Origin of the sequence: Bradyrhizobium sp. RT6a (genome assembly GCF_040547675.1) — a bacterium.
GTDB lineage: Bacteria > Pseudomonadota > Alphaproteobacteria > Rhizobiales > Xanthobacteraceae > Bradyrhizobium.
Window position 1 is genome coordinate 1084121 of the sequence record NZ_JBEPQC010000001.1, and the last position, 16757, is coordinate 1100877.

Annotated in this window: 15 protein-coding genes; 14 read left to right on the top strand and 1 reads right to left on the bottom strand. The window is 64.3% G+C overall.

The window, feature by feature from the left end; translation table 11 throughout:
• Positions 1 to 3 precede the first annotated feature (3 nt).
• Together ABIC03_RS05295 and ABIC03_RS05300 are read left to right on the top strand one after the other, a co-directional pair.
• A complete protein-coding gene (locus ABIC03_RS05295; RefSeq protein WP_354056117.1) occupies positions 4 to 993 on the top strand; it encodes a Bug family tripartite tricarboxylate transporter substrate binding protein in 990 nt (329 codons plus the stop codon).
• Between the two features lie 263 nt (positions 994 to 1256).
• On the top strand, positions 1257 to 1700 hold the full coding sequence (locus tag ABIC03_RS05300; protein ID WP_354056119.1) for an SRPBCC family protein: 444 nt from the start codon (positions 1257 to 1259) through the stop codon (positions 1698 to 1700).
• Positions 1701 to 1739: 39 nt separating this feature from the next.
• Here ABIC03_RS05300 and ABIC03_RS05305 read toward each other — a convergent pair whose 3' ends face one another.
• Complete coding sequence (locus ABIC03_RS05305; RefSeq protein WP_354056121.1) at positions 1740 to 3071, bottom strand: Hsp70 family protein; 1332 nt, start codon at positions 3069 to 3071, stop codon at positions 1740 to 1742.
• 280 nt (positions 3072 to 3351) lie between these two features.
• On the opposite strand from ABIC03_RS05305, the gene ABIC03_RS05310 reads away from it, so the two are divergent.
• From ABIC03_RS05310 to ABIC03_RS05365, 12 genes are all read left to right on the top strand, one after another.
• Positions 3352 to 3489 carry a hypothetical protein gene (locus tag ABIC03_RS05310; protein ID WP_007608347.1) on the top strand — a complete coding sequence of 46 codons (138 nt, stop codon included), beginning with the start codon at positions 3352 to 3354 and terminating at the stop codon, positions 3487 to 3489.
• Between the two features lie 247 nt (positions 3490 to 3736).
• Entirely contained in the window at positions 3737 to 5023 is a 1287-nt protein-coding gene (gene oxlT, locus ABIC03_RS05315) for an oxalate/formate MFS antiporter (RefSeq protein WP_275167713.1), read from the top strand.
• Between the two features lie 257 nt (positions 5024 to 5280).
• The gene (oxlT, locus tag ABIC03_RS05320) at positions 5281 to 6603 is read left to right on the top strand and encodes an oxalate/formate MFS antiporter (protein WP_275167714.1); all 1323 of its coding nucleotides are present in this window, start codon (positions 5281 to 5283) and stop codon (positions 6601 to 6603) included.
• Between the two features lie 176 nt (positions 6604 to 6779).
• Positions 6780 to 7205, top strand: a complete 426-nt coding sequence (locus ABIC03_RS05325; protein WP_354056124.1) for a CBS domain-containing protein — start codon at positions 6780 to 6782, stop codon at positions 7203 to 7205.
• A gap of 105 nt (positions 7206 to 7310) precedes the next feature.
• Positions 7311 to 8330: a 2-dehydropantoate 2-reductase gene (locus ABIC03_RS05330; protein WP_354056126.1), complete on the top strand. Its 1020-nt coding sequence runs from the start codon at positions 7311 to 7313 to the stop codon at positions 8328 to 8330.
• The gene (locus ABIC03_RS05335) at positions 8330 to 9115 is read left to right on the top strand and encodes a fumarylacetoacetate hydrolase family protein (RefSeq protein WP_354056128.1); all 786 of its coding nucleotides are present in this window, start codon (positions 8330 to 8332) and stop codon (positions 9113 to 9115) included. The genes ABIC03_RS05330 and ABIC03_RS05335 overlap by 1 nt, the downstream gene beginning before the upstream one ends.
• A gap of 303 nt (positions 9116 to 9418) precedes the next feature.
• Entirely contained in the window at positions 9419 to 10825 is a 1407-nt protein-coding gene (locus tag ABIC03_RS05340) for a coiled-coil domain-containing protein (RefSeq protein ID WP_354056130.1), read from the top strand.
• Between the two features lie 196 nt (positions 10826 to 11021).
• Positions 11022 to 11222 carry a hypothetical protein gene (locus ABIC03_RS05345; RefSeq protein WP_275167719.1) on the top strand — a complete coding sequence of 67 codons (201 nt, stop codon included), beginning with the start codon at positions 11022 to 11024 and terminating at the stop codon, positions 11220 to 11222.
• 64 nt (positions 11223 to 11286) lie between these two features.
• Complete coding sequence (locus ABIC03_RS05350) at positions 11287 to 11937, top strand: hypothetical protein (protein ID WP_275167720.1); 651 nt, start codon at positions 11287 to 11289, stop codon at positions 11935 to 11937.
• Between the two features lie 1051 nt (positions 11938 to 12988).
• Positions 12989 to 13984 (top strand): NAD(P)H-dependent flavin oxidoreductase, encoded by a 996-nt coding sequence (locus tag ABIC03_RS05355; RefSeq protein WP_354056133.1) that lies wholly within the window; start codon positions 12989 to 12991, stop codon positions 13982 to 13984.
• A gap of 25 nt (positions 13985 to 14009) precedes the next feature.
• Positions 14010 to 14978 (top strand): quinone oxidoreductase family protein, encoded by a 969-nt coding sequence (locus ABIC03_RS05360; protein WP_354056135.1) that lies wholly within the window; start codon positions 14010 to 14012, stop codon positions 14976 to 14978.
• Between the two features lie 224 nt (positions 14979 to 15202).
• Entirely contained in the window at positions 15203 to 16576 is a 1374-nt protein-coding gene (locus ABIC03_RS05365; protein ID WP_354056137.1) for a cation-efflux pump, read from the top strand.
• Positions 16577 to 16757 lie beyond the last annotated feature (181 nt).

Genomic DNA, 16757 nt, shown 5'->3' on the forward strand with positions numbered 1-16757 from the left:
CATATGATTCTGAAACGCAAGCACACGGCCCTCGTCGCAGCTGCGGTGCTGACACTATTGAATGCGGCACACGCCGAGTCGCCGTTCCCGTCACGACCGATCACGTTGGTCGTCCCGTTCGCGGCTGGCGGCCCGAATGACGTGATGAGCCGGATCGTGTCCGAACACATGGCGCGAAAACTCGGACAGCCGATCATTGTCGAGAACGTCGCTGGGGCGGGCGGCACGACCGGCTCAACGCGCGTCGCGAAAAGCGCGCCCGACGGTTATACGCTCGTCAGCGGTCACGTCGGGACGCATGCGGCATCGGTCGCGCTGTATCCAAATCTCCGTTACGATCCGCTGGTTGATTTCACGCCGATTGGCCTGGTCGCGGAAACGCCGATCCTCGTCGTCGTTCGCCGCGACCTCGCCGCAGATAGCATGGCGTCGTTCATTGCGATCGCCAAGGCGCGTGGCCCGGACCTCACCTTGGGCCATGCGGGTGTCGGTTCGATCAGCCACATCAGCTGTCTGCTGTTCACCTCCGTGATCGGATTCAAACCGGTGGAGGTGCCATATCGCGGATCAGCGCTGGCGATGACTGACCTGGTCGCGGGCCGCAGCGACTTCAGTTGTGGACTGTTGGGCGACGTTCTTCCCTTCCTGGGTGACAACAATCTGCGTTTTCTGACCGTTTCGGCCGCCGCACGTGTTCCGCAATTGCCGGACACACCGACGTCCCGGGAAGCAGGGCTTCCACAGTTTGTCGCATCGAGCTGGTTCGCGTTCTACCTGCCGAAAGGCGCTCCCGACGCCATTCGCGACCGGTTCTCGGATGCGCTTCGCTCAGCGCTCGACGATGACGGCGTGCGGAAACGGCTCGAACTGGTAGGCTTGATCCTGCCACCGCCGGACCAGCGAGGCCCCGAACCGCTCAAGCGGCGGATGACCGAAGAGATCGCGCGTTGGCAGGACATTGTCAAAACCGCGCAGATTCGACTCGATCAATAACTGCAACCGATGCAGTCGAGCGCGTGATCGCCGGCCAGCTTCCGCCGTCGGCGCCTCACGCAGCAGGCGGGCGGAACATTCCGACGATCCCCGGCTAAAATCTCGCATTCACCATGACGCCGCAGGACGTGGCGGCAGTCTGCCAATCATCCATCAAAAAATTCGAGACGCGCTGTCGGATCGGCGGTATCTCGTCCGTCATCTAGACATGAAAGGGCAATAGACGCTGACGTCGAGCCCGGCGATTCATGAGGAAGATGATCATGCCCAGCACTGTTCGCCTGCACCGCGTTTTGACCACCAGCCCGGAGAAAGTCTATCGCGCCTTCCTGGAGGCGGATGCGCTGGCGAAATGGCTTCCGCCGAACGGCTTCACCTGCACCGTCCATCATTTCGAGCCGAAGGTCGGGGGCACGTTCAAGATGTCGTTCCGCAACTTCACGACGGACAACAGCCACGCTTTCGGCGGCGAATATCTCGAACTCGTCCCCGGCGAACGTCTGCGCTATACCGACAGGTTCGACGACCCCAATCTGCCGGGCGAGATCCAGGTCACCGTGATCCTGAAGAAAGTATCCGTCGGCACCGAGGTGGATATCACGCAGGCTGGCATCCCCGACGTCATCCCGCCGGAGGCATGTTATCTCGGCTGGCAGGAATCGCTGCGCAATCTGGCGAGGCTCGTCGAGCCTGAGATCAAGCAATAGCGTCTGGAAGGACGAGGCGCACACAATCGCGCGAATGCCCTACGTCCCTGCCCGCGGCGCAATCCCGCCGCTTGCGGTCCAGCGGTCGGGGTCCGGGCTGTGTCCGATCAAAGCAAGACCGTAGGCGATCGACTCGAACTGATCGCCCGACATCAGCCGTTCGTTGCCGAACCGCTCGGCGAACAGTTTTCGGACAGCGGGCACGAAGGACGTGCCGCCGGTCAAAAACACCTTCTCGACGTCGCGCGCGGTGATGCCGGCTTCGCCCAGCACTTTGTCGACGGTGGCCCCGAGCCTCGCGATATCGTCGGCAATCCAGGCTTCGAAATTCTTCCGTGTGATGGTCGAGCCAATGTCGACCCCGCCGCCTTTGAAGCGGAACTCCACCTGGTCCTGCGCCGACAGCGCGACCTTGGCGTCAGACACCGCGCGGTACAACGAAAAGCCGAGGTCGAGATCGACGATGGTGATGAAATCCTCGAGCAGAGCCGGCTTCACCGCGGTGCGCGCAAGCTCCCGGAGCTCGCGCAGGTCGCCGTTGCTCTTCATCATCGCGAGCTGATGCCAGCGCGCGAGATTTGTGTAGTGGCCGGTGGGGATCGGCAGCACCTTGTCGAACGACCGGAAGCTCGAGCCCTTGCCCAGCCGCGGCGAGACGACGTGATCGACGATGCGGTAATCGAAGGTATCGCCCGCAATCCCGATGCCGGCATGGCCGAGCGGCTCGGCGCGCAAGGCGCCGCCGGCACGCGAGAACCGCATCACCGAGAAATCGCTGGTGCCGCCGCCGAAATCCGCAACCAGCACGGTCGCATCGCGCTCCAGACGGCGGGCGAAGGAGAACGCTGCACCCACGGGTTCGTAGACATAGCGCGCGTGGCCGGCGCCAAGGCGCTCGAACGCGGCCCGGTAACGTTGCATCGCTAGCGCCTCGTCGGGATTGCCGCCGGCGAAGCGGACGGGGCGGCCGACCGTGATGGTGGACGTCTCGAAGCCGAATCTGTCACCGCCATGGCGCGCCAGGGTCCGCAGGAACGCCGCCAGAATATCCTCGAACCTGTAGCGCTGCCGGAACACCTGGGTGGTGTTGAAGCTGGAGCTCGCGGCGAAGGTCTTGAACGACTGGAGGAAGCGGTAGACATGCCGTCCCTCGAGGAACGTCTCGATCGCCCACGGACCGCCTTCGGCCTGGGCGCCGGCTCCCGGCCGGTCCTCCCAGAAGCACAGCGCCGATACGAAGACACTGTGGCGCTGTCCGCCATGATCGAAGCGGATGGCCTCCACCCGGCGGTCGTCCGCCGCAAGGGCCACGACCGTGTTGCTGGTCCCAAAATCGATGCCGATCGAGACGGCGGGCGAGGCGCTCGACATGAACCACTCTGACAGATGATTGGAAGGGGGCAGACCACTAGCGGCTTCGCGCACCGCTGCCAAGGCTCCGTTTTTTGGACATCGGCGGTCAAATGATAGAGTTTCGGCGGGGTTGGGGCATATCGCGCTCAAATCGGCCGATTTAACGGATTGTTATGCTGCAATGCGAAGAGCTAAATGCTGCTATGCAATGGCATGCATAGACTTTGGCATCTGGTATACATAGATTGCCCTTCGAAATGAGACAGCACTGCTGACCGTCTCAAGAAAGGGATTTCCGATGTCCAAGACCGCTTCCGTCGCTCTCGCCCCCTCCTCCTCGCTGTTCGCCCGCCTGATGGCCACGATCGACCGCCTCCTGATGGCGAGCGCCAAGATCTCGAACCACAACGGCGACCTGCCGCGCTTCGGCCTGTAAGCCGGGCAGCCTCCCCCGCCGCCGCGCTGCGGGACGGTTTTATATCGGTTTGCATACGACTTTTGATGAATGGCCCCGGATGACGGGGCCATTTCTACTTGTGCTGTCCTGAGTCACAGCCGCAGCCGGGTGCGGTCCTGCGACATTTGCGCACGGTGGCCGGACCAGCGCTTGAAGCTTGGCATAATGCATACAAGAATGCCCCTCCAGCGCTCGCAGAAAAATTAGAGGCGCCACGGGAGGCTTTATGACGGACATGGTGCAGGCAACGGCCCCAACCGCCGCGCGCGTTAGCGACACGTATCGCTGGGCGCAATTGGCGGTCGGTGTCGCGGCGATGGTGATGATCGCCAACTATCAATACGGCTGGACGTTCTTCGTCCCCGACATCCAGAAGAAGTTCGGCTGGGATCGCGCGTCGATCCAATGGGCCTTTACGCTGTTCGTGCTGTTCGAGACCTGGCTCGTGCCGATCGAAGGATGGTTCGTCGACAAATACGGCCCGCGCCTCGTCGTGCTGGTCGGCGGCGTGCTCTGCGCCATCGGCTGGGCCATCAACGCGCAGGCGACCACGCTCAACGGCTACTATCTCGGCATGATCGTCGCGGGCATCGGCGCCGGCGGCGTCTACGGCACCTGTGTCGGCAACGCGCTGAAGTGGTTTCCCGACAAGCGCGGTCTTGCGGCGGGCATCACGGCCGCGGGCTTCGGTGCAGGCTCTGCGCTGACCGTCGCGCCGATCCAGGCCATGATCAAGGACAGCGGTTTCCAGACCACCTTCCTCTATTTCGGTCTCGGACAAGGCATCATTATCTGCATTCTCGCCTTCTTCCTGTTGGCGCCGAAGGCAGGCCAGGTGCCCAGCGTGGTGGCGAACGCCAATCTGCAGCAGACCCGCCGCAACTATCAGCCGACGGAGGTGCTGCGTCAGCCGATCTTCTGGCTGATGTACTTCATGTTCGTGATCGTCGGCGCCGGCGGCCTGATGGTGACGGCCAATTTGAAGCCGATCGCGGCCGACTGGAAGATCGACAACGTGCCCGTCACGCTGATGGCGGTGACGATGACCGCGGTGACCTTCGCGGCCACGATCGACCGCGTGCTCAACGGCTTGACGCGTCCGTTCTTCGGCTGGATCTCCGACATGATCGGCCGCGAGAACACGATGTTCATCGCCTTCGGCATGGAAGGTATCGGCATCTGGATGCTCTACCTCTGGGGCCACGATCCGCTCTGGTTCGTGCTGCTCTCGGGCTTCGTGTTCTTCGCCTGGGGTGAGATCTACTCGCTGTTCCCCTCGACCTGCACCGACACGTTCGGCGCCAAGTTCGCGACCACCAATGCCGGCCTGCTCTACACCGCCAAGGGTACCGCCGCGCTGCTGGTCCCGATCGGCAACTACATGCAGCAGTCGTCGGGCAGTTGGGACAACGTGTTCATCATCGCGGCCGGCGCCAACATCCTGGCCTCGGCGCTGGCGATCGCGGTGCTCAAGCCCTGGCGCAAGGTTGTGGTCGCGCAATCGACCGTCTGACGCACTCCAAAAGCGCTTCTCGCGCAAAACGCCCGGCCTCGCGGCCGGGCGTTTTCGTTTGCGCGACGTTTTCATGAACCCGCCGTTCCCAGACGGAACTCCGCATATTTTATCTGCGGCCCGCCAAGATAGGGCTTGCAATCTGGAATATGGTATACCAAGGTCGCAGCAGCGCTTGCGACGATAAGCCACAATATTGCGACATCAGGTCATCTTTCAACCGGTGTCGAAGCAGACAGGCGCTTGGGAGGTTCTTGATGATTTCCAGCACCGATGGCGCTGTCACGGCCGCGCCTCTCCGCACAGGTTTCCGTTGGCTCCAGCTGGTCATGGGCATCGTCTGCATGGCGATGATCGCCAACCTGCAATATGGCTGGACGCTGTTCGTCGATCCGATCGACCACGCGCACCACTGGGGACGCGCCGCGATCCAGCTCGCTTTCACCATCTTCGTCGTCACCGAAACCTGGCTGGTGCCGATCGAGGCCTGGTTCGTCGACAAGTACGGCCCGCGCATCGTCATCATGTTCGGCGGCGTCATGATCGCGCTGTCGTGGATTCTCAACTCCTATGCCGATAGCCTCACTTTGCTCTACGCGGCCGCGATCATCGGCGGCATGGGCGCGGGCGCGGTGTACGGCACCTGCGTCGGCAACGCGCTGAAATGGTTTCCCGATCGTCGGGGCCTCGCCGCCGGTGCGACTGCCGCCGGCTTCGGCGCAGGCGCTGCGCTCACCGTTGTGCCGATCGCGACCATGATCGCAACGAGCGGCTATCAGCACGCGTTCCTCACCTTCGGCATCGGCCAGGGCGTAATCGTTTTCGTGCTCGCCTTCTTCATCCAGCCGCCGCGGATCTCGATCCCGCCGAAGAAGAAGCAGCTCAATCTGCCGCAGACCAAGATCGACTTCACCCCGCCGCAGGTGCTGCGCACCCCTATTTTCTGGGTGATGTATCTCGTTTTCGTCATGGTCGCCTCCGGGGGCCTGATGACTGCGGCGCAGATCGCCCCGATCGCGCACGACTTCAAGATCGCCGACACGCCGGTCACGCTCGCCGGCTTCCAAATGGCGGCACTGACGTTCGCGATCTCGCTCGACCGCATCTTCGACGGTTTCGGACGTCCCTTCTTCGGCTTCGTCTCCGACACGATCGGCCGCGAGCACACCATGTTCATCGCCTTCGGCACCGCCGCGCTGATGCTGCTGACGCTGTCGGCCTATGGCCACGTGCCCGTCGTCTTCGTGCTCGCCACCGCGGTCTATTTCGGCGTGTTCGGCGAGATCTACTCGCTGTTCCCGGCGACCTGCGGCGACACCTTCGGCTCGAAGTTCGCAACCACCAACAACGGCATGCTCTACACCGCGAAGGGGACGGCATCCCTGCTCGTTCCGCTCGCAAGCGTGATCTCGGCCACCTATGGCTGGAAGGCCGTATTCGTGGTCGCGGTGGCGCTGAACGCGACGGCGGCGCTGACGGCGCTGTTCGTGATCAAGCCGATGCGCCGCTCCTTCATCCTCGGCAAGGAAGCCGAGAGCGCCAACGCCGCGACCGGGAACGCCAAGACCGAGACGGCATAACGAACACGCACCTTGCACGGGTGAGACAGGGGCGCAGCGATGCGCCCCTTTCTTTTTGGCTCACGGCAAATGTCAGCATGACTGCCGCAAGATTTTTCGGATCAGCCAAATCGAATGCTTGACGATTGGCATTATGTATACCACACTTGGCTCATCATTCACCCAGGGAGGTTGCAATGCTGGTCGGAGACATTCTGCGCAAGAAGACACCGCGCGTTGTCACGGTGCGAATGAACGAAACGGTGGGTATCGCCGCCAAGCTGATGCGCGCCAACAATATCAGCGCACTGGTCGTGAAGGACGTGGTCCGCTCCGAGGGTAATACCGCGGTCGGCATGTTCACCGAGCGCGACGTCGTGCGCGCCGTCGCCGAGCACGGCGCCAATGCCGTCAACGTCAAGGTCTCGCAGCTCGTCTCGGTGCAACAGCTCGTGTCCTGCACGTCGAGCGACACGATCGAGCACGTCCGCCATCTGATGAACCGGAATCACATCCGGCACCTCCCCGTCATCGACGATTACAGCCTCGTCTCCGTCATCAGCATGCGCGACATCGCATCCTTCATCGACGAAGCGATCAACGGCACGCCGCAAGCAGCTTAAAAGCGCCTCACTTCCCCTGCGACTACCGGACCCGGCTCGGACCCTTCCGAGCCGGACCGGATCTTTCGTCCCGAAATCCGGCTTCCGCTGCTTCGCGAGGATTCCATGAAGATCTGCATCTACGGCGCCGGCGCAATCGGCGGATATCTCGGGGTTCAGCTCGCGCGCGCGGGCGCCGACGTCAGCCTGGTCGCACGCGGCGCGCATCTTGCCGCGATGCGCGAGCGCGGCCTGACGCTGCTCGCGGGCGAGGAGAAGCACACCGTGCATCCGCGCTGCACCGACGATCCCGCCGAGCTCGGCGTGCAGGACTACATCATCATCACGTTGAAGGCGCACTCGATCACCGGCGTGATCGAGACGATGCAGCCGCTGCTCGGGCCCCACACCCGCATCGTCACCGCCGTCAACGGCATCCCCTACTGGTACTTCTACAAGCATGGCGGCCAATACGAGAACGCGACGCTGGAGAGCATCGACCCCGGCGGACGGCAGTGGCGCGAAATCGGCGCCGCGCGCGCCATCGGCTGCATCGTCTATCCCGCCACCGAGATCGAGGCGCCCGGCGTGATCCGTCACGTCTACGGCAACAACTTTCCGCTCGGCGAGCCCTCCGGCGAGACCACCCCGGACGTGCAACGCCTCGCCGATCTCTTCGTCGCAGCCGGGCTGAAAGCGCCGGTGCTCGACCGCATCCGCGACGAGATCTGGCTCAAGCTGTGGGGCAATGTCTGCTTCAACCCGATCAGCGCACTCACCCATGCAACGCTCGACGTGATCTGCACCGATCCGGCCACCCGCGCGCTGTCGCGCGCGATCATGATGGAGACGCAAGGCATCGCCGAGACGTTCGGCGTCAAATTCCGCGTCGACGTCGAGCGCCGCATCGAAGGCGCCCGCAAGGTCGGCGCACACAAGACCTCGATGCTCCAGGATCTCGAGCGCGGCCGCCCGATGGAGATCGACCCGCTCGTCACCGTCGTGCAAGAGATGGGCCGCCTCACCGGCGTCGCCACCCCCGCGCTCGATTCAGTGCTGGCGATGGTGACCCAGCGCGCCCGCATCGCCGGTCTCTACGACGGCATCTCGACGCCATCAGATCCGCGCGCACTGGCGGTGGCATAATGGCTGGCGAGATCAAACAATGGCTCCGCTTCCGTAAGAGCGGTGCGACCGGCTTCGGCACGCTGAATTCGTCTGGCGTCAGCGTTCATGAGGGCGAGATGTTTGGCCGCCATGCCGCCACGGGCAAGACGCTGGCGCTGTCGGAGGTCGAACTGCTCGCGCCCTGCGCGCCCAGCAAGATCGTCGCGCTCTGGAATAATTTTCACGCGCTCGCGGCCAAGCTCAACCAGCCCGAGCCGCCGGAGCCGCTCTACCTCCTGAAGGCCACCACCAGCATCACGACACCCGGCGCCGTGATCCGCCGCCCCTCTCATTACGACGGCAAGACCACCTATGAAGGCGAGCTCGGCATCGTCATCGGCAAGACCTGTGCCCGGGTGTCGCCGGCGGAAGCGGACAGCTTCATCTTCGGCTACACCTGCGTCAACGACATCACCGCCAACGACATCCTGACCAGCGACCCGACCTTCCCGCAATGGGCGCGGGCCAAGGGCATCGACGATTACGGCCCGTTCGGCCCGGTCATCGCCACCGGTCTCGATCCGGCCAAGCTGGTGGTCCGTACCATCCTCAACGGCGCGGAGCGGCAGAACTATCCGATATCGGACATGATCTTCACCGCGCAGGAGCTGGTCAGCCGGATCTCCCACGACATGACCCTGCTTCCCGGCGACCTCATTGCCGTCGGCACCTCGGTCGGCGTCGGCGTGATGAAAGAGCCGGTGAACACGGTAACCGTCGCGATCGACTGCATCGGCGAGTTGACCAACGAGTTTCGGCTGTAGCGCACTCTGTCATTCCCGGGCGGCGCGTAGCGCCGAGCCCGGAATCCATCGGGCGGCAGAGACTGCAGATCAATGGATTCCGGGCTCGCGCCGCGCGCGCCCCGGAATGACGGCGGAGGAAGCCAGCGCCCCACCCCGCGTCGGGAAACCCCGGCAACCCGCGCCGCCCCTCCATCGATCGGCTGACGCGGCAGGCCGTGGATCGCGCTACCGGAAACCTCCGGCAAGCCCCGCGGCCCTTGATCTCGGTTCCGCTCTCCAATAGCAACTATGGCGATAATGTGCCGGCGTGAGGAAGTCACGATGTGGCTGTTTTTCCTGGTTGCCTGGTTTGTTCTGCTCACCGCCGTCGCGATCTTCGCCCAGCAGGCGCTCGGTTACGATGTCAGCCACCTGCCTGCCTGGTTCGGAGGCCTGCCCGTCCCGCAGCGTATTGCGACCGGCGCGATCCTGGCCCTGGTTCTGGCACTGATCGGCGCCTCCGCCTGGCGGCTCTCACGCCAGGACCGGCGCCTCGACACGTTGCGCGATCGCCTCAAGAAGACCCGCGAGGACGTCGTCGTCGCCCACGCCCTGCAGAACCATCTCGACGCCACCGTCCAGCACCTGATCGAGAGCGATCCCCGGGAGGCCGTCTCCGCTCTCCACGACAAGCTGGGCGAGACCGAGCAGCGCGCCCTGCTGCAGCGGGGCCGCAACGAATCCACCGACATGCACGACCAGCTCGCCGAAATCCGCCGCCGCCAGCAGGAGCTGCGCGACATGGTCGGCAAGGTCGCCGAGCAGCGTCGCGCCGTCGAGCCGGTTTTCACCGAGATTCGCGACCGCCAGAACCAGCTCGAACGCTCGCTGCACGACCTCGAGACTGACGACCGCAAGAACAACCTCGCCGACAGGCTGAAGGATATCGCGCGCGACGTGTCGACGCTGCTGTCGCGGGTCGGTACGGTCCAGAACACCTTTGCGACCCTGAACCAGTACAAGGAAGATCTGGCGAAGTCCCACGCCGAGCTGGTGCCGCTGCGGGCGTCGGACGCCGGCCTCAATGCCTTGATCGGCGAGCTGAGCCTCGGTCATGAGCGCCTCGCCAAGAGCGTCGACGAACTCGAAACCGGCGGCGAAGCCCCTCTCGGCACCCGCGTCGAGACCCTGTCGAAGAACAAGATCGAGATCGAGCAGCGCCTGGCCCGCATCGACGACAGCTTCCACATCCTGAAAGGCATCGGACTCGACTTCGAAGAGCTCGGCCAGCGCCAGGCCCAGCTCGAACGCTCGCTCGCCGGTGTCGAGACCGACGCCGATGGCAAGACGCTTGCCGACCGCCAGAATGCGCTGAACGATTTTGTGCTCCAGTCGCGCCAACGCCTCGGCGCGTTGCATGAGACGCTGGCGACGCTGAACGCCTTCAAGACGGAGCTGTCGAAGTCGCAGGCCGACCTCCTCCCGCTGAACGCGCCCGTGTTCGGCATCGAGGCCCTGATCGCGGACGTCGGCACCACGCGCGATCTCCTTGCCAAAACCGTCGGCGAGATCGAGGCGAGCGGCGACGTCACCCTCGCCTCTCGCGTCGAGGCACTGACCAGGAGCAAGCGCGAGGTCGAAGACCGCCTCGCCCGCATCTTCGACAATTTCAACGCACTCGACGGCTTGCGAAAAGACATCGGCGGCATCTTCTCGACGATCCGGAACAGCCTTAACCGGATCGGGTGAGCCTCGTAGCAACCGTTCTTAATGGTTGCTACCAGCCGCGGGCTTCGAAACTTTCAGACACATCACATCTCCGCGCGCCCGGCATATGCCGCCAACATGTCGCCGGCGCGCCGCACTGTGGACGCATTCGGCCGCCCTTCTGTGAGCGTGTCTGGGGGCACGGCGGTGCCGTGTTTGGACCAAACCTTCTAGGGGTATGACTGTGAAGAAGATTGTATTTGTCGTGGGTGCTACGTTTGCTCTGGTGACGGCTGCGAACGCTGCGGATCTGCCGCGCCGCCAGCCCGTTCCCGTCTATTCGGAGCAGGCGCCGATCGGCAAGATGCCGATTGGCAAGAGCCCGGTTGGAAAGGCCCCGATCGGCAAGGCGCCCGGCCCGGTCGCGGCGCGCTACTGACGTCTTAGCGAATACGCGCAGAAGAGGCACTCTGCGTGAGTGGCCGACAGTCGAGGGGCATAGCGTGACGAACAAACCTGATCGATCGGGACCCTGCATCCTTGCGGGATTCGCGCTCGCTGCCATGCTCGCGTGTACGACACCCTCGGCCTCGGCCCACGAAGCGAACAAGCGCGTTGCCGATGCAAACGCGCTTGCCACGACCGACACCGTATCACGGCCGGCGCCGCAAACGACGCGGCGCGCGGTCGCGCGCGCGGAGAAAGGTCCGTACTACGTCGATTTCCGCGCCCGCACGGCCGCGAGCTGGGGCCACGCCTTCGTCTGGTACGGCAAGACCAGCGAGCGCGCCGTCGAGGTGGCAGGGCTCACGCCCGCCGGCGACACCTGGGCCTATGTGCTCGGTCACCTCACCTGGGTGCCCGCGGAGACCGGCGCGAGTTACGGCGATCTCGACCCAGATTATCTGACCGCGAACTACCGCGTCTATCTCAACGAAGCCGACGCCAAGCGCGTGTTTGCCTATATCAAGAAATTGCAAGCGAACTCGCCGGTCTGGAACGCCGAGACCACCAATTGCACCGGGTTCATCGGCGACATCGCCGAGTACATGGGATTGAAGGTCCCCAACCGCTGGCAGCGCCCTGAAAACTTCGTCAACAGCCTCAAGGAAATGAACGGCGGCCGCCAGATGGTGCGGCTGTCGACGGAGTAGAGCCCGCCAGGACGCTCCACGCGACGCCGTCATTGCGAGCGCAGCGAAGCAATCCAGAGTCCCTCCCCGGGTAAAGTCTGGATTGCTTCGCTGCGCTCGCAATGACGATGCCGAAGCAATTGGGGCACGATGGATCGGCGGAGTGCCCGTCGGGCAAAACACCCGCGCAAATTTACCACCCCGCCCTGTCAATCCCCGCCCGGAAAAATTTTCCACTTTACCGAAATTCGGATTTGTCGTACGTACGCGATACCCTGACCCGGGACAAGGGGCGGATCGCGATCGTCACGAACCGCGGGCTGGGCAGCGATGGACGCGACGGCGTCGGGCATAATAGGCATTGCAGGGCGGCTTCGGCCGTGAGCAATGGCCTTCGTGCCTACGACACGATGCCGACAGCGTCTTCGCATGGCTTCGGGTGTGAGCACACGCCAGTTCCCGAGGTCCCAGCGAAGACGTGCGCGGACGAACAAGTCGTGTGGTCCTGACGCCCGGGGTCTGTGCGTCAAGTCCTGCGGTGATGCGGCGGTCCAACCGGGCGCGCGCATCAGTTATCTGCATGGCGACGGGGGCAATAGTGCATCGCTCCCCGGGGAGAGCACGAAGGACACGTTAAAACCATCGCGCAGGGAAGGCCGGGCGATCCGGCGAACCTGTGGTCCACCCCGTGTGCATTCCTTTGGCGCACGGACTTGCGGGTGTCAGCCGGCGCCCGGCCTTCCCTGCGCCCTTGTCACGACGAGGGTGATGCGATCGGGCAAAGCTCGGGCGAATGCGCCGCGAGGATGCGAAGGCGTGCCTTGCGACGGAATTGCAAGTTGATGGTCTCCGAAAGCTCCTCATCCTCCGTCGGTGTTGAAGCAGCGGCGCACAAAACCCTCACGCCACCGGTGCTACCCACCTCAATTATCCGCCCTGCGGAATCCCCCCACTCCCGGCATGATCGCCCCGCTTCCACCGCACGCCCTCCCAATAGACTTTTCCCGACCCGGGCGGCATCCTGCCGCCATCAAACGATAACAGAGCGCCACACAGGCGGAGGAAACAGATCATGCTGCAGACACGGTTCACCAAGCTCGTCGGTGTCGAGCACCCGATCGTCCAGGGCGGCATGCAATGGGTCGGGCGCGCCGAGCTGGTCGCCGCCGTCGCCAATGCCGGCGCGCTCGGTTTCATCACGGCGTTGACCCAGCCGACGCCGGAGGACCTCCGGAAGGAGATCGCCCGCTGCCGCGATCTCACCGACAAGCCGTTTGGCGTCAACCTCACCATCCTGCCCGCGATCAAGCCGCCGCCTTATGCCGAATACCGCGCCGCCATCATCGAGAGCGGTATCAAGGTGGTCGAAACCGCCGGCAACAAGCCGCAGGAACATGTCGACGAGTTCAGGAAGCACGGCGTCAAAGTCGTGCACAAATGCACCAGCGTCCGTCACGGGCTCTCCGCCGAGCGCATGGGCGTCGACGCCATCTCGATCGACGGGTTCGAATGCGCAGGCCACCCCGGCGAGGACGACACCCCCGGCCTGATTTTGATCCCGGCCGCCGCCAACAAGATCAAGATCCCGATGATCGCCTCCGGCGGCTTTGCCGACGCCCGCGGCCTGGTCGCCGCACTGGCGCTGGGCGCCGAAGGCATCAACATGGGCGCCCGCTTCATGGCGACCAAAGAGAGCCCCATTCATCAGCTCATCAAGGAGAAGATCGTCGCCAATGACGAGCGCGAGACCGAGCTGATCTTCCGCACCATGCGCAACACTTCCCGCGTCGCCAGGAACGAGATCTCGACCAAGGTCGTCGCGATGGAGAAGGAAGGCGCCAAATTCGAGGACATCCGCGAGCTCGTCGCGGGCGCCCGCGGCAAGATGGTCTACGCGACCGGCAACTCGGACGAAGGCATCTGGTCGGCGGGCCAGGTCCAGGGCCTCATCCAGGACATCCCGACCTGCGCCGAACTGATCTCCCGCATCGTGCGCGAAGCCGAGGCCATCATCCGCAGCCGGCTCGAAGGCATGATCGTTCACCCGACAGCGCAAGCTGCGGAATAGTCACTGCAAGAAGCGAGAGCCATACATGAAGGCTTATGTCTACGGCCCTGGTGGCGCTACGATTTCCGACGTCGCTCAACCAAAGCCTGAAGGCACGCAGGTGCTGGTCCGGGTCCGCGCCTGTGGCCTCAATCGTGCCGACACCGGCATGCGCAAGGGCCACGCCCATGGCGCCGCCGGCGGCGCCGGCACCGTGCTCGGCATGGAATGGGCCGGCGAGGTCGCCGCGCTCGGGCCGGATGCCAAGGGCGTCAAGGTCGGTGACCGCATCATGGGCTCGGGCGGCGCAGCGTTTGCCGAATACACGCTGGCCGATCACGGCCGGCTGTTCCGCGCGCCCTCGAACATGAACTTCGAGGAAGCCGCCACCCTGCCCGTCGCACTCGCGACCATGCACAACGCCGTCGTCACCATCGGCGGCGTGCAGCCCGGGCAGGCCGTGCTGATCCAGGGCGCAAGCTCCGGCGTCGGCCTGATGGCGATGCAGATTGCGAAGCTGAAGGGCGCCAGGCTCGTGATCGGCTCCTCGACCGATGCCACTCGTCGCGGCCGGCTGAAGGAGTATGGCGCCGACCTCGCGGTCGATTCCTCCGACCCCACATGGGTCGACGAGGTGCTGAAGGCGACGAACGGCGAAGGTGTCGACCTCATCATCGACCAGGTCTCGGGCGAAGTCGCCAACCAGAACCTCGCGGCGACCAGGGTCAAGGGTCGCATCGTCAATGTCGGCCGGCTCGGCGGCACCCATGCCGATTTCAACTTCGACCTGCACGCGGCCCGCCGCATCAGCTACATCGGCGTCACCTTTCGCACCCGCACCATCGCGGAGATCCGTGAGATCTTCGAAGAGGTCAAGAAGGACATCTGGGGCGCGGTCGAGTCGCGCAAGCTCCAGCTGCCGATCGACAAGGTGTTTGCCTTCGACGACATCGACAAGGCGTTCGAGCACATGGAGGCCAACAAGCACCTGGGGAAGATCGTGGTGACGCTGTAGTGACCGCGGGCAGCGGCGAGAGGCCATATGGCGCGCTCTCTCAGCTCGTCGTGGCCGGGCTTGTCCCGGCCATCCACGTCTTTCCCGCGATTTAGAAAGATCGTGGATGCCCGGGGACAAGCCCGGGCATGACGGAGGTGGAGGCGCCCGCTCCTGCAACTCACTAGCGTGTACGCCTGTGGATCGTCGCTTGATGTTCGCCCCTGGGCTGCTAAATCCCCGCCATGAGCTCCCAACACGACAAGACCTCGGTCGCAGCGATCTCGATCTTCGCCAGTGGCGGCATGGCGGCGGCCAAGTTCGCGGTCGGCATCGCGATCGGCTCGCTGGCGCTGATTTCTGAGGCGCTGCATTCCTCGATCGACCTGGTCGCGACCATCATCACCTGGGCCGTGGTGCGGGTGTCCGACAAGCCGGCGGACGAGGAGCATCATTACGGCCACGGCAAGCTCGAAAGCGTCTCGGCGCTGGGCGTCACCGCCCTGCTCTATGTGCTCGCCGGCGGCATCCTGGTCGAGTCCTACAGCCGGCTGCGCGAGGGAACCGCGCCGCCGACCATTTCGGCCGTGCCGTTCGTGGTGCTGGTGATCGACATCGTCGTCAATCTCTGGCGCGCCCGTGCCCTGCACCGCGCTGCGCGGGAGACCAGGAGCCAGGCGCTCGCCGCCGACGCGCTGCATTTCGCCTCCGACGTGATGGGCTCGCTCGCCGTGATCGTGGGCCTGATCCTCGCCGGCCTCGGCTTCTGGTGGGGCGACGCGGCTGCCGCCGCCGCGGTGGCCGTGATGATCGCCCTGCTCGGCCTGCGCATGGCCGGTTCGACCGTGCAGACGCTGGTCGACCGCGCCCCGGAAGGCGCGCATGAGACGGCCACGGCCGCGATCCGCAGCGTGCCGGGCGTGATCGATGTCGAGCGGCTCCGCGTGCGCATGGTCGGGGCAACCACGTTTATCGACACGATCGCAAAGGTGCCGCGGACTTATCCCATCGACCGGGTCGAGGACATCAAGCGCAACGCGCAAGCAGCCGTCGAGAAGGCCTTCGGCGATACCGACCTCACCTTCACCGCAGTCCCCGTGGCGCGCGACAACGAGACCGTGCGCGACCGCATCATGGTCATCGCACACAATTCGGGCCTCGCCATCCACCACGTCACTGTGCACGATCTCGGCGCCAAGCTGATCGTCAGCATCGACCTCGAGGTCGACGCCGGGATGCAGCTCGACGCCGCCCATGACGTCGCCAACACGCTGGAACGCAACATCCAGGAAGAATTCGGCGCGGACGTCGAGGTCGACGTCCATATCGAGCCGCTGGAACCGGAACTGCCGTTCGGGGTCGACGCCGAACCGGAACGGGTGCGGGCCATCGCCGCCGCCCTGACGGAATATGCCGCCGGCGGCGAGATCCACGACATCCACAATGTCCGCGTCCGCAACACCGATGCCGGCGAGATCGTCAACTTCCACTGCCGCGCCGAGCCGTCGATGAGCGTGATCAGGGTGCACGAGCATGTCGACGCGATCGAGCGCGCGTTGCGGCGCGCGTTCCCCAGCGTGAAGCGCGTCATCAGTCACGCCGAACCGCCGCGCGCGTGACGCAGAATGTGCGAGGAGTCACACGTTCTCGTTTCGGACTCGCCGCGCACGTAAGTTTGCGGACGCGCATCACGCAAACTGCGCGTTGGATAAGAATAAATTCGCGTTAACGATTCGTTGACTCTCGACAGCCCGCGAAAACTGGATTCAAATCGACCATGATTCGGAAGCGATGTGGGGC